This window comes from Streptomyces sp. NBC_01451 (assembly GCF_036227485.1).
In the GTDB taxonomy this organism is placed as follows: Bacteria; Actinomycetota; Actinomycetes; order Streptomycetales; family Streptomycetaceae; genus Streptomyces.
Genome location: NZ_CP109479.1, coordinates 2,636,438 through 2,660,406, shown reverse-complemented (window position 1 = coordinate 2,660,406; position 23,969 = coordinate 2,636,438). Strand labels below are relative to the sequence as shown.

The following is a 23,969-nucleotide window of genomic DNA, read 5'->3' as shown; positions in this document are numbered from 1 at the left end:
AGCAGGCAGGACACGGCTCGCTCACGACACCGGAACGAGGACCGGGGCTACTTCCGGCGCTTGTAGAAGGGCAGCGCCACGACCTCGTACGGCTCGTGGCTGCCCCGGATGTCCACGCCCACGCCCGCCGTACCCGGCGCCGAGTGCGCGGCGTCGACGTACGCCATCGCGATCGGCTTCCCGAGCGTGGGGGAGGGGGCGCCCGAGGTGACCTCGCCGATCACCCGGCCGCCGGCGACGACCGCGTATCCGGCGCGCGGGACACGACGGCCCTCGGCGACCAGTCCGACGAGTACCCGCGGCGGCTCGTACGAAGCGCGCTCGGCGGCCTCGCGCAGCGCCGCGCGGCCCACGAAGTCGCCCGCCTTCTCGAACTTGACGACCCGGCCGAGCCCGGCGTCGAAGGGGGTGAGGGAGGTGGTCAGCTCGTGCCCGTACAGCGGCATGCCGGCCTCCAGGCGCAGTGTGTCCCGGCAGGACAGGCCGCAGGGGACGAGCCCGGCGGGCGTGCCCGCGTCGGTCAGCGCCTGCCACACCTTCTCCGCGTCCTCCGGCGCCACGAACAGCTCGAAGCCGTCCTCGCCGGTGTACCCGGTGCGCGCGATCAGGGCAGGGGCGCCGGCGACCGTGCCGGGCAGACCCGCGTAGTACTTCAGGCCGTCGAGATCGGCGTCGGTGAGGGCGGCGAGGATGCCGGGGGCCTGAGGGCCCTGGACGGCGATCAGCGCGTAGGCGTCCCGGTCGTCGCGGACCAGCGCGTCGAAGCCGTCGGCGCGCTCCAGCAGGGCGTCGAGCACCACCTGCGCGTTGCCGGCGTTGGCCACGACCAGGTATTCGGTCTCGGCCAGGCGGTAGACGATCAGGTCGTCGAGGATGCCGCCGTCGGCCCGGCAGATCATCGTGTAGCGGGCGCGGCCCACGGCGACGGACCCGATGTCGCCGACGAGGGCGTGGTCGAGGAGGGCGGCTGCTTCCGCCCCCGTCACGGTGATCTCACCCATGTGGGAGAGGTCGAAGAGGCCGGCCTTCGTGCGCACGGCCAGATGCTCGTCGCGCTCGGAGCCGTACCGCAGGGGCATGTCCCAGCCGGCGAAGTCGGTCATGGTGGCGCCGAGCGAACGATGCAGGGCATCGAGCGCGGTCGGACGCGGAGGGGTGCTGCTCATCGGTAGTGCTCCCAGGGCATGACGGCGAGGTCGTTCCTCCCCATCTGTCATCGGAACCTGAGAGGTTCGTCATGACCGTCGGCGAAACGCCTGGTCACTGACTTGCACCTTGGGTGGAGCCACCGGTCATGACGACCCGCGGCCCGCTTTTCAGATGTGCCTCGCCCGCGCGGTAACGGGGCCTGAGAGATTCAAGGGAGGGACTTGCTCCTTCGGCGCCCGGGTACCCGTAGGTGCCCGGAACTCTCCCGCGCGGATTCAAGCGGCCGGTATGCAGTTGGCGGGCACATCATCGCACGCATTCCTTCGGCCCGGCAGGGGGACCCTTCACAGAAGGGACACAGCCACGCCACGGGCGTACATATCGCCCTGTAGCAGGCCTGTTGCAGTAAGCGGACCCAAACGAGAGACACCGCGTATTACCTTCTCTTTACACTCGACGGGGACGGTACTTCCCGACCCCATGGGAGGACGATCACGGTGAACAGGACCACGGTGTATGCGACGACCTCGGCCCTCGCACTGACCGACGCGCTGCCCAAGCAGCCGGCCGCCCCCGTCCGGGAGGCATGCGCCTCGCGGCCGGAACCCGTGATCCGCGACCTTCGGGAGCGCGCGGGCCACAGCCCGCACGGCCTCACCTTCGGCGCCCGCGACCTCGTCGTGGTCACCGGCCTGCCCGGCAGCGGCAAGTCCACACTGATGCGCCGGGCGGTGCGCGCCACCGGCATCGACTCCCAGAACACCCGCGACCACTGGGACGCCCTGACACCCTCCTTCCTCCCCTACGCCGTCTACCGGCCCCTTGTCCGCCTCGCCCACTACGCCGGACTGCGCAGCGCCCTGCGCTCCGGTGCCGGAGTCGTCGTGCACGACTGCGGTACGCAGGCCTGGGTGCGCGGCTGGCTGGCCCGCGAGGCCCGCCGCCGGGGCGGCACCCTGCATCTGCTCCTCCTCGACGTCACCCCGGACGAGGCCCTTGAGGGCCAGCGCGAACGCGGCCGGGGCGTCTCGCGGTACGCGTTCCTGCGCCACCGCCGGGCCGCCTCACGTCTGCTGCGCTCGGTGGAGAAGGGGAATCTGCCCGAGGGCTGCGGCTCGGCGGTCCTGATCGACCGGGACGCGGCGGACACCCTCCGCAGGATCGACTTCGCCGACTGACAGCCGTACTTGCCGGGGCCGGTTAGGGTTTTGCCCATTAAGGGACTCCCACCCAGGGACCCAGGGCAGCGGTTCACAGCAGGCGGTAGGCAGATGGACATCCCGGCGGACTTCCCCCCGGACTTTCCCGGCGGTTTCCCCGCGCAGGTACACCCGCACTCGCACGGCGGCTGGCCCGGCAACGAGCTGGAGGAGGTGCTCTCGGCATCCCTCGGGGTCCCCGGCGCGGGCGCCCGTATCGTCGAGGTCCTCGGCCGCAGCTTCGTCTGGGTTCCCCTGCCGTCCGGCGGCGGCCCCTACACCGGCCCTCTCGACCTGCCCACGATGGACATCCAGGGCCAGGCCTACGTGCCGGTCTTCAGCTCGGAGGAACAGTTCCGGCAGGTCGTCGGCGGCCATGTGTCGTACACCGTGGCCCCGGCCGTCGAGTTCGCGCGCGGTCTGCCGCCCCAGGTCGGCATCGCCGTGAACCCGGACGGTGTGGTCGGCGTCCCGCTGCCCCCGCAGGCCGTGGCCCAGCTCTGCCGCTCCGGCCGCACCGTCCTCGACGGCGCCGGCGGCGGACGGGTCCGCCTCTACGAGCCGAACTGGCAGGAGGACCCGGTCGACTTCCTCACCGCCGCGGCAACGGAGTTCGCGGGCACGGGCGTGGTCCGGACGGCCCGCCGCTGCCTGGCGGCGATCGAAACGGCCGCCCCCGTCCTGTTCGTCGGCGTCGAACTCTCCCCCTGGGACCCGCTGGCCCGCACAATTCCCATGGACGCGGTGGGCAGGGCGCTGGGGCGATCGCCCTCACCCTGGCCGGTGAACCTGGTCTTCCTGGACGCGGCCCAGGACCCGGTGACCGACTGGCTGAGGGACAGGGTCCGCCCCTTCTATCAGCATGGATACTGACGAACGCGCCCCAGGGGCAACCCCCCGGGGGCGCGGGGAACTGCGCGACAGGCCACGAATCACCCGCACTCCGCCGACAACACCAGGCCCCGAGCTCTCAACGGCCTGACCAGCGGAGCGCATAAGCTAGAACGCACAACTCGGTCAGGGTTACGAAGGGGCGGTAATGGTGAGCGCGTCGGGCACGGCCGCGGCCGGTCAGGTCGAGCACATGCTGCGCCAGGTGACGCCCGGGCGTTACGACGCCTACGAGGCGCTCCTGCGTGCCCTCGCGACCCCGTCCTCCGGCCAGATCTGGATGCTGCTCTGGCACGGCCAGGCCGGTTCCCCCGACGCGCAGTACGGAAACATGCAGGTCGACGGGTACGGATACGCGCCCTGTGTGACCTCCGCCCAGGAACTGTCGGTCAGCGGCTGGAACAGGTCGTACGAGGTGGTCGACGGCCTCGACGTGGCCCGCACCCTCTATCCGGACCAGTACGGCCTCTGGCTCAACCCGCACTCCCCGGGCGGCGGCGTCGGCATCCCCTGGCTCGACCTGCGCCGGATCGCGACAGGCCTGGAGCGCCAGCCCGCCGGCCCCCTGCGGCTGGCCGAACCCGGCATCGAGATCCCGCAGTTCTACGCCCTCCTCTCGCAGAACGCCCACCGCACCCCGGCGGTCCGCTCCCTGCGCCGCGCCTGGGTGCAGCCCGCGCTCGGCGCGCCGTATCTGGCCATCGGACTGGACGTGTACGACACCTCGCCGCCCGCCGTGGACTCGGTGCGCGCGATGATGCAGCAGTCGATCGGGGCGGTCCCCGACGGGTTGCCGGTGTCGACGGTCGCGATGTCGGACGAGCACGACCCGGTCGTGATGTGGCTGCGTGCGAACGCCCGGCCGTTCTACGACCGGGAGGCCCACGCCATCGCCGCCCCGCCCCAGGCCCCACAGGCTCCGGCGGGCGGATACGGGTATCCGCCCGCGCGGGGTCGTTACTGAGCGGATCTTCACCCGTACGGCCGAATTCGCGCGCCACTGTCTTCGCGCGTAGATGACGACGGATAGTCGCGATAGTATTCGGATGTCCCTTCTGTCCCAACTGCCCCGCGTCCGAGGGTCGTTACCCGCTGTTCGGATAACGGAATCCCCAGGACAGCATCACGGTTGCGCATACTTTCGCCGACAGGCCTTTCACGTGATCGCCGAATCACTGAAGACTCGCCTGTCAGACGATGGGGTCATCGATCCTGCGGGCGGCGGCGCATGGCTAAGTCGACTAATCAGCACGGATCGTCAGCAGGAACGAACAGCCGGTTCACCGGGCCGCACCATCTGCGGCCCGTGTCCGGCGAGCAAGTGAATCAAGCCGCAGACAGCGGCAGGCGTAGGCCGGTCACCACCGGCGAGAGGGGTCGGGTCCTGTGACCGCACCGATCGAGACCACCGCAGCGGCAGCCGAGGTACAGCCGGAGGCTGTGCTCGCCGGTGCCGGCAAGGGGCAGATCGAGGGCCGATCCCTGGGGCAGATCGCCTGGTCCCGGTTCAAGAGGGACAAGGTGGCGGTCGCCGGCGGCGTCATCGTCATCCTGCTGGTCCTGCTCGCGATCCTCTCCCGGCCCATCCAGGCGCTGTTCGGCCTCGACCCCAACGCCTTCAACCAGGATCTGATCGACCCCAACAGTTCCCTCCCCACGAGCGGCTTCGGCGGCATGAGCTGGGACCACCCGCTCGGTGTCGAACCGAAGTTCGGGCGCGACATCGCCACCCGCATCCTGGAGGGCTCCTGGGTCTCGCTGGTCGTCGCCTTCGGCGCGACGATCCTGTCCAACGTGATCGGCACGGTCCTCGGTGTGGTGGCCGGCTTCTACGGCGGACGGGTCGACACGATCATCAGCCGGCTGATGGACACCTTCCTCGCCTTCCCCCTCCTGCTCTTCGCCATCGCCATCTCCGCCACGCTCCAGGGCGGCGCGTTCGGCCTGGAGGGGCTGCCCCTTCACATCAGCGTGCTGATCTTCATCATCGGCTTCTTCAACTGGCCCTACCTGGGACGCATCGTCCGCGGCCAGACCCTGGCCCTGCGCGAGCGCGAGTTCGTCGACGCCTCCCGGGGGATGGGCGCGAAGGGGCCGTACATCCTCTTCCGCGAGCTGCTCCCGAACCTGGTCGGCCCGATCATCGTCTACTCGACGCTGCTCATCCCGACCAACATCCTCTTCGAGGCCAGCCTGAGCTTCCTGGGCGTCGGCATCCAGCCCCCGCAGGCGTCATGGGGCGGGATGATCAGCGAGGCCGTCACCTACTACGAGGTCGATCCGCAGTTCCTGATCGTGCCCGGCCTCGCGATCTTCGTCACCGTGCTGGCGTTCAACCTGCTCGGCGACGGTCTCCGCGACGCTCTCGACCCGCGCAGTCGCTGATCAGCGGTCGCGCCGAGAGTCCATCAAGTTTCCAACAATGGAGGAAGCAGACCATCATGCGAAGGTCAGCGCTGGCCGCGGTTGCGGCCATCGGTTCTGTGAGCCTGCTGCTTGCAGGTTGCAGCAAAGCCGATGACAACGAGGGAAATGACGGAACGAAGTCGGCTGGGGCCAACGCAGCGACCAAGGACGTCGTCAACGCCTCGACCAAGACAGGCGGGACGGTCACCTACGAGTACTCCGACGTCCCGGACTCCTTCGACCCCGGCAACACGTACTACGCGTACATGTACAACCTCAGCCGGCTGTACGCCCGCCCGCTGATGACCTTCAAGCCCGGTCCGGGCGACAAGGGCAACGAGCTGGTCCCGGACCTCGCCGCGAGCGCCGGTGTACCGAGCGACGGCGGCAAGACCTGGACGTACAAGCTCCGTTCGGGGCTGAAGTACCAGGACGGCACCGCGATCACCTCGAAGGACGTCAAGTACGCCGTCGAGCGCTCCAACTTCGCGCGTGACGTGCTCTCCCTCGGCCCGAACTACTTCCAGCAGTTCCTGGCCGGCGGCGACAAGTACAAGGGTCCCTACAAGGACAAGAGCGCCGGGGGCCTGGCCTCCATCGAGACGCCGGACGACACGACGGTCGTCTTCAAGCTCAACCGCGCCTTCCAGGAGTTCGACTACCTGGTCGCCACGCCGCAGACGGCTCCGGTGCCGCAGGCCAAGGACACCGGTGTCGACTACGTCAAGAACATCGTGTCCTCGGGCTCGTACCAGTTCGAGAGCTACCAGGACGGCAAGCAGGTCACCCTCGTCCGCAACAAGAACTGGGACGCGTCGACCGACCCGCTGCGCAAGCAGTACCCGGACAAGATCGTCGTCAAGCTGAAGGTCAACGCCGAGACGATCGACCAGGACGTCATGGCCGGCAACGCCATCGACCTGGGCGGTACGGGTGTCCAGGCCGCGACGCAGGCGAAGGTCGTCAACTCCGCCGCCCTGAAGGCCAACACCGACAACGCCTACGGTGGCCGTCTCGTCTACCTGGCGATCAACACCAAGCTCGCGCCGTTCGACAACGTCGCCTGCCGCAAGGCCGTCGAGTACGCGGTCGACAAGGTCTCGGTGCAGACCGCCGAGGGCGGCCCGATCCGCGGTGACATCGCCACGACCGTCCTCCCGCCGGACATCCCGGGCTACGAGAAGGCGGACGTCTACGCCACCGACGGCAACAAGGGTGACGTGGCCAAGGCCAAGGAGCAGCTCCAGGCCTGCGGCAAGACGACGATCAGCACGAACATCTCCGCGCGCAGCGACCGTCCGGCGGAGATCGACGCGGCCACCGCGATCATCAACTCGCTGAAGGCCGCCGGCATCAACGCCAGCCTGAAGCAGTACCCGTCGGGCAAGTACTTCACCGACAACGCGGGTGTCCCCGAGTTCGACAAGAAGAACAACATCGGTCTGATGATGATGCAGTGGGGTGCCGACTGGCCTTCCGGCTACGGCTTCCTGCAGCAGATCCTGCACGGTGACGCGATCGGCGCGTCCGGCAACACCAACCTGTCGCAGCTCGACAACGCCGATGTCAACAAGACGCTGGAGACGGCGATCGGCACCGAGGACAAGGCGGCGCGTGACGCCCTGTACACCGAGGTCGACAAGAAGGCCATGGACGAGGCCGCCCTCGTCCCGCTGACCTACTTCAAGGTCCTCCTGTACCGCCCGGCCGGCTTCACCAACCTCGTCTCCTCCTCGGCCTTCAGCGGTCAGTACGACTACCTCAACATCGGCACGACCAAGAAGTAGCCCCGGAAGGCAGGTGAAGGCATTGGTGCCCGCGGGCTTAGCGGCCCGCGGGCACCGGCGCCGGTCCCCGTGATCTCGTACATCCTCCGCCGGATGGCTGCGGCAGTGATCCTGCTGCTGGTCGTCACCGCGGTCACCTTCGCCATCTTCTTCGTACTGCCGCGGTTCGCCGGTCAGACCGCCGACTCGCTGGCCCAGCAGTACATCGGGAAGAACCCGTCGGCGGCCGACATCGCCGCGGTCAAGCACAACCTGGGACTGGACCAGCCCCTCTATGCCCAGTTCTGGCACTTCATCAAGGGGATCGTGGTCGGTGCCACCTACGACCTCGGCCCCACCACGGCGCACTGCAACGCGCCCTGCTTCGGCTATTCCTTCAAGACCCACCAGGCGGTCTGGCCGGAGCTGACCTCCCGCATTCCGGTGACGGTCTCGCTGGCCGCCGGTGCCGCGGTGCTCTGGCTGGTGTCCGGTGTCACGGCCGGTGTGGTCTCCGCGCTCAAGCCGCGCTCGTTCCTCGACCGCACCTTCATGGGCATCGCCCTCGCCGGCGTCTCGCTGCCCATGTTCTTCACGGGCAACCTCGCACTGCTGCTCTTCACCTACCAGTGGCCGATCTTCGGCCGCACGTACGTCCCGTTCACCCAGAACCCCGCGGAATGGGCCAACACCCTCTTCCCCGCGTGGTGCTCGCTCGCTCTCCTCTACTCCGCCATCTACGCGCGGCTCACCCGCTCGGGCATGCTGGAGACGATGAACGAGGACTACATCCGTACGGCACGCTCCAAGGGCCTGCGTGAGCGCAAGGTCGTGTTCAAGCACGGACTACGGGCCGCCCTGACCCCGATCATCACGATCTTCGGCATGGACCTCGGTCTGCTGCTCGGCGGAGCCGTGATCACCGAGAGCGTGTTCTCGCTGCCCGGCATCGGCCAGTACGCGGTACAGGGCATCACCGACAACGACCTGCCCAAGATCCTCGGCGTCACCCTGCTCGCCGCTCTCTTCGTCGTGATCGCAAATCTTCTGGTGGACCTGCTCTACGCGGCCGCCGACCCGCGGGTGAGGCTCTCGTGACCGAACTGACTCCTTTGCCCGCGAACAGCACCGCGGTGGGCGAACCCTCGCCCTCGAACGCGCCCAGCGCCTTCCTCGAAGTCCGCGACCTCAAGGTCCACTTCCCGACCGACGACGGCCTGGTCAAGTCCGTCGACGGACTCAGCTTCCAGCTGGAGAAGGGCAGGACCCTCTCCATCGTGGGCGAGTCCGGCTCCGGCAAGTCCGTCACCTCGCTCGCCATCATGGGCCTGCACCGGCTCGGCGCACGCGGCAAGAACGTGCGGATGTCCGGCGAGATCTGGCTCGACGGCAAGGAACTGGTCGGCGCCGCCCCGGACGAGGTGCGCAAGCTGCGGGGCCGCGAGATGGCGATGATCTTCCAGGATCCGCTGTCCGCGATGCACCCGTACTACACGATCGGCAACCAGATCGTGGAGGCGTACCGCGTCCACCACGACGTCAGCAAGAAGGTGGCCCGCACCCGGGCGATCGAGATGCTCGACCGGGTCGGCATCCCCGAGCCCGGCAAGCGCGTCGACGGCTATCCGCACGAGTTCTCCGGCGGTATGCGCCAGCGCGCGATGATCGCGATGGCGCTGGTCAACAACCCCGAACTGCTCATCGCGGACGAGCCGACCACCGCCCTCGACGTGACCGTCCAGGCGCAGATCCTCGACCTGATCCGCGATCTGCAGAAGGAGTTCGGCTCCGCGGTCGTCCTCATCACGCACGACCTCGGCGTGGTCGCCGAGATCGCCGACGAGGTCCTGGTGATGTACGGCGGCCGGTGCGTGGAGCGCGGTCCGGTCGACGAGATCTTCGAGCAGCCGCAGCACCCGTACACCTGGGGTCTGCTCGGTTCCATGCCCCGCATCGACCGGGAGACCTCCGACCGGCTGATCCCCGTCAAGGGCCAGCCGCCGAGCCTCATCAACGTCCCCTCGGGCTGCGCCTTCCACCCGCGCTGCCCGTACGCGGACATCCCGAAGGGCGACGTCACCCGTACCGTGCGCCCGGAGCTCCAGCAGGTCGCCGGCGGGCACTTCTCCGCCTGCCACCTCTCGCCGGAGGACCGTACGCGGATCTGGACCGAAGAGATTGCGCCGAAGCTGTGAGCGAGACGAAGAAACCCGAGGCGGCGACCGCTGTGGCGGCTTCCGACGAGCGCGAGGTGCTGCTCAAGGTCGAGGGCCTGGTCAAGCACTTCCCCATCAAGAAGGGGATCCTGCAGCGCCAGGTCGCCGCGGTGAAGGCCGTCGACGGCATCGACTTCGAGGTGCGCAAGGGCGAGACCCTCGGCGTGGTCGGTGAGTCGGGCTGCGGCAAGTCGACCATGGGCCGGGTCATCACCCGCCTCCAGGAACCGACGGGCGGGTCGATCCACTTCGAGGGCCAGGACATCACACGGCTGAACTCGGCCGGGATGCGTCCGCTGCGGCGGGACATCCAGATGATCTTCCAGGACCCGTACGGCTCCCTGAACCCGCGCCACACCATCGGCTCGATCGTCTCGGCGCCCTTCCGGCTCCAGGGCGTCGAGCCCGAGGGCGGGGTGAAGAAGGAGGTCCAGCGCCTCCTGGAGCTGGTGGGCCTCAGCCCCGAGCACTTCAACCGCTACCCGCACGAGTTCTCCGGCGGTCAGCGCCAGCGCATCGGCATCGCCCGCGCGCTCGCCCTGAAGCCGAAGCTGGTCGTGGCGGACGAGCCGGTGTCCGCGCTGGACGTGTCGATCCAGGCGCAGGTCGTGAACCTGATGGACGACCTCCAGAAGGAACTCGGCCTGACCTACGTGATCATCGCGCACGACCTGTCCGTCGTGCGCCATGTCTCGGACCGTATCGCGGTGATGTACCTCGGCAAGATCGTCGAACTCGCCGACCGGTCCTCCCTGTACGAGGCTCCGATGCACCCGTACACCAAGGCACTGATGTCGGCGGTGCCGGTACCCGACCCCAAGCGCCGGGGCACCAAGAGCGAGCGCATCCTGCTCAAGGGCGATGTCCCGTCGCCGATCGCGCCGCCGAGCGGCTGCCGGTTCCACACCCGGTGCTGGAAGGCGACGGAGATCTGCCGGACGACCGAGCCGCCGCTCCTGGAGCTGAAGCCCGGCCAGCAGGTCGCCTGCCACCACCCGGAGAACGCGGCGGACCAGGCGCCGCAGGACACGGTGCTGCTGTCGGCGGCGAGGGAGGCGGTCGAGCTGGTGACTCCGGCCGCGAAGGCGGACCCGCAGACGAAGGCGGACGACGTCGCCCCCACCGCACCGCCGGAGGCGGAAGCGGAAGACGACCGTCAGGAGTCAACTGACAAGTAAGGCATGACGAGTTGGCAAAGTCATGCACATGTTCGAACGGGAGAGCGCAGAGTCGTCCGTGTCCGTCTTGTCCGACCGGTACACGCTCGAAAGGGACGACCCATGGCACTCTCCCGTTCGCACTCTCCCGTTCGGCACGTTTAGGGGCCGTCGCCACCGCGGCGGCCTCCTTCCTCGTCATCGCCGCTTCCTCCGCCCCGGCCCCCGGCGCCGACGGCATCGGTGACTCCTGCTTCCCGCAGCTGGGCAACGGCGGCTTCGACGCCCGCCTCCCCCAGCTCTCAACTTCGTTCGACCCGGGGGGACCCCCATCGCCCTCGACCTCGCGTACGACCCGGACACCGACCGACTCGACGGCCGTACGACCATCACCGCCCGCGCCACCCAGAACCTCTCCTCCTTCGATCTGGACCTCCAGAAGCTCGATGTCACGAAGGTCGAAGTGAACGGCAGACGCGCCCAGTTCACGCGCGACGGCGACGAGATCCGCATCACGCCTCGCGGCCGGCTGTCCAAGGGGCGGGACTTCGAGGTCGCCGTCACCTACGGCGGAGTGCCCGAACCGCTCGGCGGGCCCATCGTCTTCGGCTCCAGCTGCGGGTGGATGAAGACCACCGACGGCGTCTTCGTCGCCTGTGAGCCCAACGCCGCCTCCACCTGGTTCCCGTCCAGCGACCACCCCTCCGACAAGGCATCCTTCGACATCCGGATCAAGGCGCCGAAGGGGCTGACCGCCGTCTCCAACGGCCGGCTGGTCTCGACGTACGACAAGGGCGGCTCGACGTACACCCACTGGCGCGAGAAGAAGCAGATGGCGACCTACCTCGCCACCGCCACCATCGGGAAGTTCGACGTGAAGACGGGCGTCACGCCCGGCGGGACGCCGATCTACGTGGCGATCGACCCGGTGCTGGCCAACGGCAACAGCGTCGACGTGTACGCCGTGACGGCCGAGGCCACCGACTACTGGTCGAAGGTCTTCGGGCCCTACCCGTTCGAGGAGACCGGCGCGATCGTCGACGACATGCCGGCCGCCGGGTTCTCGCTGGAGACGCAGACGAAACCGGTCTACTCGGCCGTGCGCAGCGAGACGACCATCGTGCACGAGCTGGCCCACCAGTGGTTCGGCGACTCCGTGTCGACCGAGCGCTGGAAGGACATCTGGCTCAACGAGGGGTTCGCGACCTACGCCCAGTGGCTGTGGGCCGAGTACAAGGGCACCCGCTCGGCGCACGACTCCTTCCTGGCCGGTTACAACGCCCGCCCCGCCGACAGCGCCTTCTGGCAGATCGTCGTCGGTGATCCGCAGCGCGACACCATGTTCGCCTCGGCCGTCTACCAGCGCGGCGCTATGACCCTCCAGATGCTCCGCGAACGCATCGGCGACCCCGCCTTCTTCAAGCTCCTGCCCACCTGGACCGAACTCCACCGGTACGGCAACGCGAACACCGACGACTTCGTCCGGCTCGCCGAGAAGATCAGCGGCAAGCAGCTCGACGACCTCTTCCAGACGTGGCTCTTCACGACCGGCAAGCCCGTCATCTAAGCAGTAGAGCCATCTGGCCTTGCTTTGTAAGGCGCACGCCCGATTCCAGGTAAGAATATGGGGGTGATTCAGCAGCTCTTCAGTCCCTCCGTCCAGCACACCCTGGACCTCGTCGGCATCTTCGTCTTCGCGATCTCCGGCGCTCTGCTCGCCGTCCGGAAGAACTTCGACGTCTTCGGGATCGCCGTACTCGCCGAGGTCACCGCGCTGGGCGGCGGGCTGCTGCGGGATCTGGTCATCGGGGCGGTGCCCCCGGCGGCGTTCACGGATCTCGGGTACTTCCTGACGCCGCTGTTCGCCGCCCTGCTCGTCTTCTTCCTCCACCCGGAGGTGGAGCGCATCCAGGCGGGCGTGAACGTGTTCGACGCGGCGGGCCTCGGGCTGTTCTGTGTCACGGGCACGGTGAAGGCGTACGACTACGGTCTCGGCCTCACCGCCTCCGCCGCCCTCGGTCTCGCGACCGCCGTGGGCGGCGGAGTGCTGCGTGACGTGCTCGCCAACGAGGTTCCCTCACTGCTGCGCTGGGACCGCGACCTGTACGCGGTTCCGGCGATCGTCGGCTCCGCGCTGGCCGTCCTCTGCATCCGCTACGACATCCTCAACCCGTTCACCAGCGGGTTCGCGATCGTCACGGCTTTCGTACTGCGGCTGCTCGCGATGCGGTTCCACTGGCGAGCTCCGCGTGCGTGGCACCGGCGGTCGACGGCTCGTGACGAGGAGTCCGCCGGGTAGAGCCGGTCGCGAGGCCGTCGCTCGCCTTCCGGCCGCCCGCGTCGAACTGCTGGGTCAGCCAGCGGAACACCGTGGTGATCTGGGGCCGCCACAGCGCCATGTTGTGCCCGCCGTCGCTGCGCGGCAGATATACCACGTCCACCGCGGTCGGTGCCTTCGCCACCTTCTGAAGGGCCAGGCCGGCCTCGTAGCCGTCACCGGACTCGCCGGAGACGTAGAGCGCGACGGCGGGCGGCACGCGGTCGTGCTTGAGGATCAGGTACGGGTTGTTCGCGGCCCGCAGCTGCGGGGTCCGGGCGGCCAGCGAGAGGGGTTCCCCGGCCGGGTCGTTGTAGCCGGACATGGACACCGCGGCCCGGTAGCGGTCGGGGTGCGCGACGGCGAGCTTGGCCGCGCAGTGCGCTCCGGCCGAGTACCCGGCGACGGCCCAGCCGCCCGGCCCGCCCTCGGCGCGGAAGTTGTCGGTGACCATCTTCGGTACGTCGACACTGAGCCAGGTGTCCGCGTCGACCCGGCCCGCGATGTTGGCGCAGCCCGTGTCCGCGTCGGCGATGAGGGTCGTGCGCGGCGACACCAGGATGAAGGGCGTGATCTGGCCGCTCCTCATCAGCGGCAGCAGCTGCTGGGGAGCGTGCAGTGAGCCGAACCAGGACTTCGCCGAGCCCGGGTAGCCCGGCAGCAACTCGACCACGGGGAACCTGCGGTGCCGGTAGGCGGCCTGGTGGTACTGCGGCGGCAGCCAGACGTAGACCTCGGCGTCGACGCCCGAGACCTGGCCCCTGAGATCGGTGACCTCGACGCCGCCGGCCGCGTGCATGCCGGGCCCGTCGGCCTCGCGGAACGTCTGCCTCACCTTCGGCAGTCTGCGCAGCGAGATACCGCCGGTGCCGTCGGGACCGAGGTCGGCGGCGGCCTGGACATGGTCGCCGGTGCCGAGGAGGTCGCCCCAGTTGTCGTACAGGTTGTTGGAGTTGTTCACCAGCAGGAACACCAGGGTGACCGCCGTGGCCTGGGCGAACAGCACCATCAGCAGCCGGGCGGCGCCACGCACGAGCGCGGGCCCGCGCACCCGGGACCAGAGGGCGAGGGGCAGCAGTACGGCGACGGCGACGAGCGCGATCGTCGTGAGGAGGAACGGCGTACCGGTGAGGCTCATGTCTGGAAGGAGGACGATCCGACGCCGGAGGTCACGGCTGCGGACGAACCCTTACCCAAGACATTCCGGTCACTTACCAAGAGGCGGCACCGCCCGCACCCGACAAAAGCTACCGCTTAGTATTGCTCTGCTGTACCGTTCACACATGCCAGAAGCAGCTTCCGCGCAGACCGCGCGAGCCACCATCGGTGACAGTGAGTTCGACCGCGACACCGCCGTCACCCGGCGCGCGCCCGGGGTCTACGACACCGAACTCTCCGCCGGCTGGACCGTCATCGGTGCCGTCAACGGCGGCTATCTGCTGGCGGTGCTGGGCCGCGCCCTCGCGGACGCCCTCCCGCACGGCGACCCGTTCAGCGTCTCCGCGCACTACCTCACCGCGTCCCGTCCGGGTCCGGCCGTCGTCCGCACGGACGTGGTCCGCACCGGACGCTCACTGTCCACCGGCACGGCCTCGCTCTTCCAGTACGACGACGACGGCCAGGAGGTCGAGCGGATCCGCGTCCTCGCCTCCTACGGCGACCTGGACACCCTCCCCGACGATGTCCGTACGACCGCCGAGCCGCCCGCGCTGCCGCCCATGCACCAGTGCTTCGGCCCGCAGGACGCGCCCGCCCCCGTCCCCGGCAGCTCCGCCATCGCCGACCGGCTGATGCTCAAGCTCGACCCGGCCACCCTCGGCTGGGCGCTCGGCGCACCCTCAGGCAAGGGGGAGATGCGGTCCTGGTTCGGGCTCGCCGACGGCCGTGACGCCGACCCGCTCGCGCTGCTTCTCGCCGTCGACGCGCTGCCGCCGACCGCGTTCGAGATCGGCCTCTCCGGCTGGGTCCCGACGGTCGAACTGACCGTCCATGTGCGCTGCCGGCCCGCCCCGGGTCCGCTGCGGGTCTCCATAACGACCCGCAACATGGCCGGCGGCTTCCTTGAGGAGGACGCCGAGGTCTGGGACAGCGCGGACCGACTCGTCGCCCAGTCAAGGCAGTTGGCGAGCGTACGGCTCGGATGAGGGCCGCGCGGCGGCTTCTGTCACGGACCTGTATCAGTGGGTAGTTGGCTCTCCGGAGAGAAAGGCCAGGTCAGGCGCGTTCCTGTAGACGCGCTTTACCTGGCGCACAGGCAGTGAACAGGGCGTACTCAAGGAAGAACCAGGTGTCGTTGATTCGATGCCCGCCTCGAAACTCTTTCATCTTCCTGGAGTTGTTTCTCATGAAGCGTGTGCGTCTCGTTCCCGCCGTGGCCCTGCTGGCGCTGTCCCCGCTGCTCGCCGCCTGCGGTTCCGGTGACTCGTCGTCCTCGAACAGCAGCAACTCCGGTACTTCCGGACAGAGTTGCCAGGCCCCCTCGGGCATGCCGTCCGGTGCGCCCAGCGGCGCCCCGTCAGGAGCCCCGGCCGCCGGTGCCTCGGGGGCCCCATCGGGCGCGCCCACCGGCGCGGCTCCGTCCGGTGCGCCCTCGGGCATGCCGTCCGGTGGCCCCGGCGGTGGTGGCGGCCAGGGCGGCGGCGGTGGCTGCGGTGGTGGCCCCGGCGGCGGCCAGGGCGGCGGGCAGGGCCAGCAGGCTCAGCAGCAGGGCTGACGGCGGCGGGGCCAGGGGCCTCGCGGGTACGACATGGGCGGCGCGCTCGACGGACGGGCGCGCCGCCCACGTGCGTTCCGGGGGGTGTTCCAACGGCGCTCCAGGGGCGTTCCAGGGGGGGGCAGGAGGGTTCCGCGCCGGTCAGGCCAGCCAGTGTCCGCGGCCGATGGCGATCAGCCGCATCCGGCGCGTCGCAAGGTGGGCCACCTGCTCGCGCCGTGCCGCCGGGGCGTCCAGCGTCTCCAGGAACTGGGAGGCCGTCACCAGCATCTGGTCGACGTACAGGCCCGCCAGCATCAGCAGGTCCTCGTCGGTCCAGCCCTCGGACTCGGGCTGTTCGGCGAGCGCGTCCCGCACCTCCTCGGCGAACCGGGCCAGTTGGTCCCGGATGGCGTCGCGGACCGGCTGGACCCCGCCGTGCCGCTCGCGCGCGATGAAGCGGACGTGGGCGGGCTGCGTCCGGACGTGACCGGCGATCAGGTCGACCGCGCGGACTATGCGCTCCTCGCTGTCGCCGGACCCGGAGACCGTCGTACCGATCATCGGGTGGAGGCTGCCGAGCGCCTCCTCGACGAGGGCGACGCCGAGGTCGGCGGTGGAGCGGAAGTGGCGGTAGAAGGCGGTCGGGGCGACGCCGACGGCGCGGGTGACCTCACGCAGACCGAGGCTGCTCAGGCTCTGGTCCTCCAACAGGCCGAGCGCCGCGTCCAGGAGCGCCTGCCGGGTCTTCTGCTTCTGGGCCTGTCGGATGCCGAGAGTGTGACTCATGCCATGCAGTTAACAACTGTTCTCTGTAATTGAAAAGCCGGGAGACGCGCTAGACTCAAGAGTCAGTGAACAAGTGTTACTACAATCGTTCACTGAACTGTAACGAACGAAAGGGATCTCCTCCCATGTTCTTCCTCGTGGCCGTTCTTCTGCTGCTGGGCATGGTGCTGGGCACCGTCGCCCATCTCCCGGTCTCGTTCACCGTCCTGGCCGCCGCCGGCATCGCCGCCTGGCTCGGCATCTTCGCGCTCCGTGAGCGCCTCGCCCGTCGGAGCTGATCACCATGCAACTCACCGCATCGGCCACCGGCCGTACCGAGCGCACCGCCCCCCGCGACGCCGACGGCATGGCCGTCGCGTCCTTCGTCCTGGGCCTGATCGGCCTGCTGGTCCTCAACGTCTTCCTCGGCCCCGTCGCCATCGCGCTGGCCGTCGTCGCCCTCTGGCGCGGCACGAAGAGGCCCGGACGGGCCTGGCTCGGACTCGGTCTCGGCGTCGCCGACCTGGTCGTACTGGTCACCCTCATGCAGCTGGACAACACCGTGTCGTGGAGCTTCTGACCGCCGTCCGAGGACGGTCAGGCATGCCGTGAGCGGTAGAGCGCGGCCTTGGCCCGGTTGCCACAGCGCGTCATGTCGCACCAGCGCCTGGAACCGCGGTGGGACCGGTCGACGTACAGACGGGTGCAGCCGGCCGCCGCGCACTCCTTCACCTGCTCCGGGGTGCGGGTGATCAGCTCGACGGCGTCCCGGGCCAGCGTCGACAGGACGGCCCCGATCGTGCCGTGGCGTAGGACAGTGCCGTCGGGCAGCAGTTCGCAGCGCACCGGGCCGGGCTCGGTGGCGCGGTTGACGACGGAGCAGTCCTCCGGGGTGAAGGGGGATCCGTCGGTCGAGGCGAGCGTCAGCCGGTAGATCGCCTCCCGCAGGTGCACGGCCCGGGTGAGGTCCCCCCCGGTCGCCGGTGCGGGGGCGTCGAGGACTCCCGAGGCCACGGCCCATTCGGTGAGGTCGGCCGGTGTGGTGAGCAGGTCCAGCGGGGCGTCGCGCCGGCTCTGCACGGTGCCGGCGAAGTCCAGGGCCGCGCTGCCGCTGACGAATGCGAACTTCATCCCCCGAGGGTAGCCCCACGCGTAACCGCATTGACCGGTTCGGCGGGTGCCCATAGAGTCCAAGTAACCTGATTGACTGGTTACTTCTCGTGGGGGGCACCCTGTGGCGGAACGCGACGACCCTGACCTCGCCGAAGCCGGGGTCAGGGGTAGGGGCGAGGCCGGGGCCGAGGCGGACGCCGGGTCCCGTGCGGTGGTGGCCGCCGACGCCCCGCACCGGGCCTCCGCGGCGATCCCCGCCGTCTTCGTGGTCCTCTGGAGCAGCGCGTTCATCGCGGCGGTCATCGGCACCGACGCCGCCCCGCCCCTGCTGCTGACGTTCTCCCGCTTCGCGGTCGCCGGTGTCCTGCTCACGATCGTCGCCCTGGTCACCGGGGCGCCCTGGCCCAGGGGCCGGACGCTGCTCCATGTGATCGTCGTCGGTCTGCTGATGCAGGCCGTGCAGTTCGGCGCCTTCTACACGGCCATCGGCGCGGGCCTGCCCGGCGGTGTCGTCGCGCTCATCCAGGGCTTCAACCCCGTACTGATAGCCCTGCTGGCCGGGTTCCTGCTGGGCGAGGAGATCACCAGGAGGCAGTGGCTCGGTTTCGCCGTCGGCGGCGCCGGGGTCGCGCTGGCCGTCGCCGGGGCGCTGCACTTCTCCACCGGTGCCGTCGTGCTGTCCTTCGTCGGGCTGCTCGGCCTGAGCGTCGGCACGGTCTACCAGAAGCGCTGGACCCAGGGTGTGGACGTCCGCAGCGGCACCGCCGTGCACTTCCTCGCGGGCGCCCCGGTGATGGGCGTGATGACTCTGGCCCTGGAGGACCCCGAGGTCACCGACTGGGGTGCCTTCGGCGGCGCGCTGGCCTGGATCGTGCTGGTCAACTCGGTGGGCACGTTCCTGCTGCTCAACTTCATGCTGAAGACGCAGGACGCCAGCCGCGTCGGCACGCTCTTCTTCCTGACCCCGGCCGTCACCGCGCTGCTCGCCCGGATCGTCATCGGCCAGACGCTCAGCCTGTCGGCGGTCGCCGGCCTGGTCCTGGGTGGCGTGGGCGTACTGCTCGCGGCACGCAAGTAGCGCCCGGATCCCTTCGGCGCGCAGGGAGGGGAGGCGAGGGGCCGCCTTCGTCCGGCGCGTCGGTCCTCCCGGCCTCCCGGCCTCCCGGCCTCCCGGCCTCCCGGCCTCCCGGCCTCCCGGCCTCCCGGCCTCCCGGCCTCCCGGCCTCCCGGCCTCCCGGCCTCCCGGCCTCCCGGCCTCCCGGCCTCCCGGCCTCCCGGCCTCCCGGGTGTGCGGCGACGGGTGCGCGGTGGGTTCCGGGCCGACCCGTCCGGTCGGCGGGTTCGGTGGCGGCCGGACGGGCCCCGGGGCCGCCGGCTCCCGACGGACGGTGCCGGGTCGGCGGCAGTAGGGCCTCGGCCGTGGGCGGGGCGTCGGGGCGCCGTAGAATCACGGGACCATGGCATACCTCGACCACGCCGCGACCACCCCGATGCTTCCGGAGGCGGTCGAGGCAATGACCGCGCAGCTGGGCGTCACCGGAAACGCCTCCTCACTCCACGCGGCCGGCCGGAGAGCCAGGCGCACGGTCGAGGAGGCCCGGGAGACGCTCGCCGAGTCGCTCGGCGCCCGGCCCAGCGAGGTCGTGTTCACCTCCGGCGGCACCGAGGCCGACAACCTCGCCGTCAAAGGCCTGTACTGGTCCCGGCGGGACGCCGATCCGGCCCGCGTCCGCGTCCTCGCCAGCCCCGTCGAGCACCACGCCGTCCTCGACGCCGTGCACTGGCTCGGCGAGCACGAGGGCGCCGTCGTCGAGTACCTGCCGGTCGACCCGCACGGCCGGGTCCACCCCGACGCCCTGCGCGAGGCCATCGCCCGCGACCCCGGCAGTGTGGCCCTGGCCACCGTGATGTGGGCCAACAACGAGATCGGCACGATCATGCCGGTCCGTGAACTCGCCGACGTGGCAGGCGAGTTCGATGTCCCCCTGCATGCCGACGCCGTGCAGGCCTTCGGCCAGGTGCCCGTCTCCTTCGCCGACTCCGGGCTCGCCGCGATGACCGTCTCCGGCCACAAGATCGGCGGCCCGTACGGCATCGGGGCGCTGCTGCTGGGCCGCGAGTACAGCCCCGTACCCGTGCTGCACGGCGGTGGGCAGGAGCGGCACGTACGCTCCGGGACCCTCGATGTGCCGGCCGTCGCGTCCTTCGCTGTCGCGGGGCGGATCGCCGCCGAGCAGCAGGAGTGGTTCGCGCAGGAGATCGGCGCCCTGCGCGACTCCCTGATCGAGGAGGTGCGCAGGGCGGTGCCGGACGCCGTCCTGGGCGGCGACCCGGTCGGCCGGCTGCCCGCCAACGCGCACTTCACCTTCCCCGGCTGCGAGGGCGACTCCCTGCTGCTGCTCCTGGACGCCCAGGGCATCGAGTGCTCGACGGGGTCCGCCTGCACGGCCGGTGTGGCCCAGCCCAGCCATGTCCTCCTGGCCGTCGGCACGGACCCCGACCTGGCCCGCGGCACCCTCCGCTTCTCCTTCGGTCACACCTCCACCCAGGCGGACGTGGAGGCGGTGGCGAAGGCGATCGCCCCCGTGGTGGAGCGGGCGCGGGCGGCCGGGCTGAGTTAGCCGGGGGCGGCCTCGGCGGCGGGTCCGTCAGGTGGCGCCGCCGAGGCCGCCGGGCGGGTCGAAGGGCTGCCCGGCGGGGCCGCCGCCCTTCGGGGCCGTCGGCAGGCGCTAGCTGTCCGTCACCATGAGGGCGGCCATCATGCCCTCGTCCTCGTGCTGGAGCAGATGGCAGTGGAGCATGTACATGTACGTGTCGTCGGTGAAGTCGGTGAACTTCATCGCGATCTTGATGGAACCACCGCCGACCACCTCGTAGGTGTCGAACCAGCCCAGGTCGGTGCCGGTGGGCGCCACGCCGTTGATCTCGATCAGCTGGAACGGCACGTCGTGCAGATGGAAGGAGTGTTCCAGCTGCGTGGAGTTGGTGACCGTCCAGATCTCCTCGGCGTCGAGGGTGGTCGAGATCATCGCCATCGAGGACATGGAGGTGCCGGCCGAGCCGTTGATGAGCATCGTCGTGCCCCGCTGCCCGAGGGTGATCGTGCGGGCGGTGAAGTCCGTCGTGTCGTAGCGGGTGATCGTGTTGAGCGTGCTCGGCAGGTCCGCCGGGGTGTCGGAGGCGTCCGGAGTGACGGTCAGGAAGTCGTAGGTGCCGCTGCCGCCGCGTACCCAGCCGGTGGTGACGACGGTCTGAAGGGTCACCGCATCGGTGAGGTCGAGGAGGAACTCGGCGCGGGCGCCCGCCACCAGCCGGATGGAGGTCACCTCGGCGGACTCGGTCAGATAGCCCTGGTCGGTGGCGATCTGGGTGAGCGTTCCGCCGTCGCTGCGCTGGAGGGTCAGGATGTCGGAGGGGGAGGCGTTGAGCACCCGGAACCGTGTACGGGTCTTGGTGGCCGTGAAGCTGAGGGTGGTGGCGTCGACGTTGGTGCCGTTGCACAGGACCGGATAGACCAGGCCGGAGGAGAGGTAGCCGGTCAGGTCGTACTTGACGTCGCCCGAGGTGTCGGAGGCCAGGCACTGGAGGATCAGCGGGATGTCGTCGACGCCGTACTCGCTGGGCAGCGCGGCCGAGGCGTCCGATTCGTCCTCGACGATGATCATCCCGGCCAGGCCGTGGACGACCTGCTCGGCCGTGGTGCCCAGGGCGTGCGGGTGGTACCAGAGGGTCTTGGCCTCGTCCTTGATCTCGAACGTGGGCGACCAGGTGGTGCCGTCGGCGAAGGCGTTCTGCGGGCCGCCGTCCATCTTGGGCGGGATGTGGGCGCCGTGGAAGTGGACGGTGGTGTCGGCGCCCAGGTCGTTGGTGATGTTCAGCAGGACGGTGTCGCCGTTGGTCCACTTCATGGTCGGGCCCAGGTACGAGCCGTTGTAGCCGGCCGACGTACTGGTGACGCCGCTGACCACCTCGTGCGTCCCGGTCTGCGCGGTCAGGGTAAACGTGGTGGTGCCGTCGGCGGTGGTGCCCTCCAGCAGGTCCGGGATGTTCAGGGTGTTGTCGGCCGCTGAGGCCTTGAAGGTGTTGCCGTCGGTCAGCAGTGCGAAGGTCCCCCCCGCCGCACCGACCGCTGCCAGACCAACTCCGGCCATGCCGCCGAGGAACTTCCGACGGTGCAGGCCCTTGCCCTTGCTCTTCGTTTCGCTCATGGCAGCGGAGCTTTGGGCTAAGGACTGTGTAAAGACTGGGGCGAACTTTTGAAGTCCCACGGGAACCTGTGGAAACCGGAAGCCCCAATTCGATCCTCAACTGCATGAGAGCGAAGGCGAGTTGGTGTCGCGCAGGTCAGGATCGGCGGACGGGACACTTCGGGCGGCCGACGCTCATGGGCCACTCACGATCTCGGCGACTGTGACATGCGCCACAATGATCTTCAGGTGGTCGCGGTGGCGGCCTCTTCGACGAGCCGCAGATACCGCTTCCAGTCCCACCCCTTCCCCGGATCGGTGTGGTCCGTGCCCGGTACCTCCACATGCCCGATGATGTGCTCCCGGTCGACGGGTATGCCGTACCGCGCGCAGACCCTGGCCGTCAGTCGCGCCGAGGCGGCGTACATCGCGTCCGTGAAGTCCTCCGGCTTCTCCACGAAGCCCTCGTGCTCGATGCCGACGCTCCGCTCGTTGTACTCCCGGTTGCCCGCGTGGAACGCCACGTCCAGCTCGCGGATCATCTGCGTGACCTGCCCGTTCCTGCGGACTATGTAGTGTGCCGCCGCACGGTGCTCCGGGTCCTGGAAGACCTTCACCGCGCTCGCGTAACTGCCCTGCGTGACATGGATGATCACCCGGTCCACGCCGTAGTCGTCGGGCCGGTCCGCCATCCGCCAGTTCGCCGACGAGGCCGCGACCCAGCGCGCCCCCGCGTAGTCGACCTCGCCCTCCTTGCGCGGCTTCGCCACTCCGGGCACCCGCCACCACAGGCGCGTCAGTTCGTCCCGCGCGAGCACGCCCGTGGCGACGGCGGCCACCGCCCCGCCGATGAGCAGCGCGCGCCGCCCGATGCGCCGGTCGCCGTCGCGCGGAGCCTGTGTTTCCTTCATGTGATCGTCAACGGATACTCGCGCGCCCCGGTTCCCGGCGCCCCTTACCCTTGAGGGGTTATGACTCACACCTCGCAGCAGCCCCTCCGCGTACTGGCCGCCATGTCCGGCGGCGTGGACTCCGCCGTAGCCGCCGCCCGCGCGGCAGAAGCCGGCCACGACGTCACAGGCGTCCACCTCGCCCTGTCCGCGAATCCGCAGTCGTTCCGCACGGGCGCGCGTGGCTGTTGCACCATCGAGGACTCCCGGGACGCCCGCCGCGCGGCCGACGTCATCGGCATCCCCTTCTACGTGTGGGACCTCGCCGACCGCTTCCGCGAGGACGTGGTGGACGACTTCGTCGCCGAGTACGAGGCGGGGCGCACCCCCAACCCGTGCCTGCGCTGCAACGAGAAGATCAAGTTCGCCGCGCTCCTCGACAAGGCCCTCGCCCTCGGCTTCGACGCGGTCTGCACGGGCCACTACGCGCAGGTGATCGTCCATGAGGACGGCACCCGCGAACTGCACCGCGCCTCCGACATGGCCAAGGACCAGTCGTACGTCCTCGGGGTGCTCGACGACCGCCAGCTCGCCCACGCGATGTTCCCCCTCGGCGACACCCTCACCACGAAGGACGAGATCCGCGCGGAGGCCGAGCGGCGCGGCCTCGCGGTCGCCAAGAAGCCCGACTCGCACGACATCTGCTTCATCGCCGACGGCGACACCCAGGGCTTCCTGGCGAACCGTCTGGGCCGCGCCGAGGGCGACATCGTCGACGAGTCCGGCGCCAGGATCGGCTCGCACGAGGGCGCGTACGGCTTCACCATCGGCCAGCGCAAGGGCCTGCGCATCGGCACCCCGGCCGCCGACGGCAAGCCGCGCTACGTCCTCGACATCTCCCCGGTGAACAACACGGTGACGGTCGGCCCGGCCGCCGCCCTCGACGTCGACGCCCTCACCGCGATCAGGCCCCGCTGGTGCGGCGCGGCCCCCACCGGCCCCGGCACCTACACCGCCCAGCTGCGCGCCCACGGCGGCGAGACCGAGGTGACCGCCGAACTCGTCGACGGCACCCTGGAGGTCACGTTCACCGAGCCCGTCCGCGGGGTGGCACCGGGCCAGGCGATCGTCCTGTACGACGGCACCCGCGTCGTCGGCTCGGCGACGATCGCCACGACGAACCGGGCTGCGGCGGGCGTGGTCGGCTGAGGGGAACCC

Annotated in this window: 22 protein-coding genes, 1 pseudogene and 2 riboswitches; of the genes and pseudogenes, 17 read left to right on the top strand and 6 right to left on the bottom strand. The window is 69.8% G+C overall.

Translation table 11 applies throughout. From position 1 onward, the window contains the following. Positions 1–47: 47 nt before the first annotated feature. Positions 48–1,166 (bottom strand): glycine cleavage system aminomethyltransferase GcvT, encoded by a 1,119-nt coding sequence (gene gcvT, locus OG595_RS11240; protein WP_329270640.1) that lies wholly within the window; start codon positions 1,164–1,166, stop codon positions 48–50. A gap of 34 nt (positions 1,167–1,200) precedes the next feature. After that, positions 1,201–1,326, bottom strand: a riboswitch (glycine riboswitch). Next, positions 1,327–1,427, bottom strand: a riboswitch (glycine riboswitch). It lies immediately after the preceding riboswitch. 213 nt (positions 1,428–1,640) lie between these two features. Here gcvT and OG595_RS11235 point away from each other — a divergent pair. The 10 genes and pseudogenes from OG595_RS11235 to OG595_RS11190 all read left to right on the top strand — a co-directional run bounded on the left by OG595_RS11235 (position 1,641) and on the right by OG595_RS11190 (position 13,083). Beyond that, on the top strand, positions 1,641–2,327 hold the full coding sequence (locus OG595_RS11235; protein ID WP_329282796.1) for an AAA family ATPase: 687 nt from the start codon (positions 1,641–1,643) through the stop codon (positions 2,325–2,327). A gap of 93 nt (positions 2,328–2,420) precedes the next feature. Beyond that, positions 2,421–3,221 (top strand): enhanced serine sensitivity protein SseB, encoded by an 801-nt coding sequence (locus tag OG595_RS11230; protein ID WP_329270638.1) that lies wholly within the window; start codon positions 2,421–2,423, stop codon positions 3,219–3,221. A gap of 169 nt (positions 3,222–3,390) precedes the next feature. Then, positions 3,391–4,203 (top strand): enhanced serine sensitivity protein SseB C-terminal domain-containing protein, encoded by an 813-nt coding sequence (locus OG595_RS11225; RefSeq protein WP_329282794.1) that lies wholly within the window; start codon positions 3,391–3,393, stop codon positions 4,201–4,203. Between the two features lie 422 nt (positions 4,204–4,625). Further along, the gene (locus OG595_RS11220; RefSeq protein WP_329270637.1) at positions 4,626–5,624 is read left to right on the top strand and encodes an ABC transporter permease; all 999 of its coding nucleotides are present in this window, start codon (positions 4,626–4,628) and stop codon (positions 5,622–5,624) included. A 56-nt stretch (positions 5,625–5,680) separates the two neighbouring features. Continuing rightward, positions 5,681–7,432, top strand: a complete 1,752-nt coding sequence (locus OG595_RS11215) for an ABC transporter substrate-binding protein (RefSeq protein ID WP_329270635.1) — start codon at positions 5,681–5,683, stop codon at positions 7,430–7,432. A 69-nt stretch (positions 7,433–7,501) separates the two neighbouring features. After that, entirely contained in the window at positions 7,502–8,509 is a 1,008-nt protein-coding gene (locus OG595_RS11210; RefSeq protein ID WP_329270631.1) for an ABC transporter permease, read from the top strand. Next, positions 8,506–9,606: an ABC transporter ATP-binding protein gene (locus OG595_RS11205; protein ID WP_443073008.1), complete on the top strand. Its 1,101-nt coding sequence runs from the start codon at positions 8,506–8,508 to the stop codon at positions 9,604–9,606. Before OG595_RS11210 ends, OG595_RS11205 begins: the two co-directional genes overlap by 4 nt. Then, positions 9,603–10,805: an ABC transporter ATP-binding protein gene (locus OG595_RS11200; protein ID WP_329270629.1), complete on the top strand. Its 1,203-nt coding sequence runs from the start codon at positions 9,603–9,605 to the stop codon at positions 10,803–10,805. Before OG595_RS11205 ends, OG595_RS11200 begins: the two co-directional genes overlap by 4 nt. Positions 10,806–10,984: 179 nt before the next feature. Beyond that, positions 10,985–12,351 (top strand): annotated as a pseudogene (locus OG595_RS11195) (M1 family metallopeptidase). A gap of 63 nt (positions 12,352–12,414) precedes the next feature. After that, on the top strand, positions 12,415–13,083 hold the full coding sequence (locus OG595_RS11190; protein WP_329270627.1) for a trimeric intracellular cation channel family protein: 669 nt from the start codon (positions 12,415–12,417) through the stop codon (positions 13,081–13,083). On the opposite strand, the gene OG595_RS11185 is transcribed toward OG595_RS11190, so the two are convergent. Then, a complete protein-coding gene (locus OG595_RS11185; RefSeq protein WP_329270625.1) occupies positions 12,980–14,239 on the bottom strand; it encodes an alpha/beta hydrolase in 1,260 nt (419 codons plus the stop codon). The genes OG595_RS11190 and OG595_RS11185 overlap by 104 nt on opposite strands. 145 nt (positions 14,240–14,384) lie before the next feature. On the opposite strand from OG595_RS11185, the gene OG595_RS11180 reads away from it, so the two are divergent. After that, positions 14,385–15,245: a thioesterase family protein gene (locus OG595_RS11180; protein WP_329270621.1), complete on the top strand. Its 861-nt coding sequence runs from the start codon at positions 14,385–14,387 to the stop codon at positions 15,243–15,245. A 200-nt stretch (positions 15,246–15,445) separates the two neighbouring features. Next, the gene (locus tag OG595_RS11175; protein ID WP_329270619.1) at positions 15,446–15,814 is read left to right on the top strand and encodes a hypothetical protein; all 369 of its coding nucleotides are present in this window, start codon (positions 15,446–15,448) and stop codon (positions 15,812–15,814) included. A gap of 141 nt (positions 15,815–15,955) precedes the next feature. Here OG595_RS11175 and OG595_RS11170 read toward each other — a convergent pair whose 3' ends face one another. Then, the gene (locus OG595_RS11170; RefSeq protein ID WP_329270617.1) at positions 15,956–16,582 is read right to left on the bottom strand and encodes a TetR family transcriptional regulator; all 627 of its coding nucleotides are present in this window, start codon (positions 16,580–16,582) and stop codon (positions 15,956–15,958) included. Between the two features lie 125 nt (positions 16,583–16,707). On the opposite strand from OG595_RS11170, the gene OG595_RS11165 reads away from it, so the two are divergent. Both OG595_RS11165 and OG595_RS11160 read left to right on the top strand, forming a co-directional pair. Further along, positions 16,708–16,860 (top strand): hypothetical protein, encoded by a 153-nt coding sequence (locus tag OG595_RS11165; protein WP_329270615.1) that lies wholly within the window; start codon positions 16,708–16,710, stop codon positions 16,858–16,860. Between the two features lie 5 nt (positions 16,861–16,865). Continuing rightward, the gene (locus OG595_RS11160; RefSeq protein ID WP_329270613.1) at positions 16,866–17,141 is read left to right on the top strand and encodes a DUF4190 domain-containing protein; all 276 of its coding nucleotides are present in this window, start codon (positions 16,866–16,868) and stop codon (positions 17,139–17,141) included. 17 nt (positions 17,142–17,158) lie between these two features. Here OG595_RS11160 and OG595_RS11155 read toward each other — a convergent pair whose 3' ends face one another. After that, positions 17,159–17,692 (bottom strand): CGNR zinc finger domain-containing protein, encoded by a 534-nt coding sequence (locus OG595_RS11155; protein ID WP_329270611.1) that lies wholly within the window; start codon positions 17,690–17,692, stop codon positions 17,159–17,161. A gap of 103 nt (positions 17,693–17,795) precedes the next feature. Here OG595_RS11155 and OG595_RS11150 point away from each other — a divergent pair, with 103 nt between their 5' ends. Next, positions 17,796–18,752, top strand: coding sequence for a DMT family transporter (locus tag OG595_RS11150; RefSeq protein ID WP_329270609.1), 957 nt, complete (start codon positions 17,796–17,798; stop codon positions 18,750–18,752). A 379-nt stretch (positions 18,753–19,131) separates the two neighbouring features. After that, positions 19,132–20,295 (top strand): cysteine desulfurase family protein, encoded by a 1,164-nt coding sequence (locus tag OG595_RS11145; RefSeq protein WP_329270607.1) that lies wholly within the window; start codon positions 19,132–19,134, stop codon positions 20,293–20,295. A gap of 108 nt (positions 20,296–20,403) precedes the next feature. Here OG595_RS11145 and OG595_RS11140 read toward each other — a convergent pair whose 3' ends face one another. Together OG595_RS11140 and OG595_RS11135 are read right to left on the bottom strand one after the other, a co-directional pair. After that, positions 20,404–21,882: a multicopper oxidase family protein gene (locus tag OG595_RS11140; RefSeq protein ID WP_329270604.1), complete on the bottom strand. Its 1,479-nt coding sequence runs from the start codon at positions 21,880–21,882 to the stop codon at positions 20,404–20,406. 224 nt (positions 21,883–22,106) lie between these two features. Next, the gene (locus tag OG595_RS11135; protein WP_329270602.1) at positions 22,107–22,772 is read right to left on the bottom strand and encodes an N-acetylmuramoyl-L-alanine amidase; all 666 of its coding nucleotides are present in this window, start codon (positions 22,770–22,772) and stop codon (positions 22,107–22,109) included. A gap of 60 nt (positions 22,773–22,832) precedes the next feature. Between OG595_RS11135 and mnmA the strand changes: the two genes are divergently transcribed. Further along, positions 22,833–23,960, top strand: a complete 1,128-nt coding sequence (mnmA, locus tag OG595_RS11130) for a tRNA 2-thiouridine(34) synthase MnmA (RefSeq protein ID WP_329270601.1) — start codon at positions 22,833–22,835, stop codon at positions 23,958–23,960. The last annotated feature ends 9 nt before the right edge of the window (positions 23,961–23,969 follow it).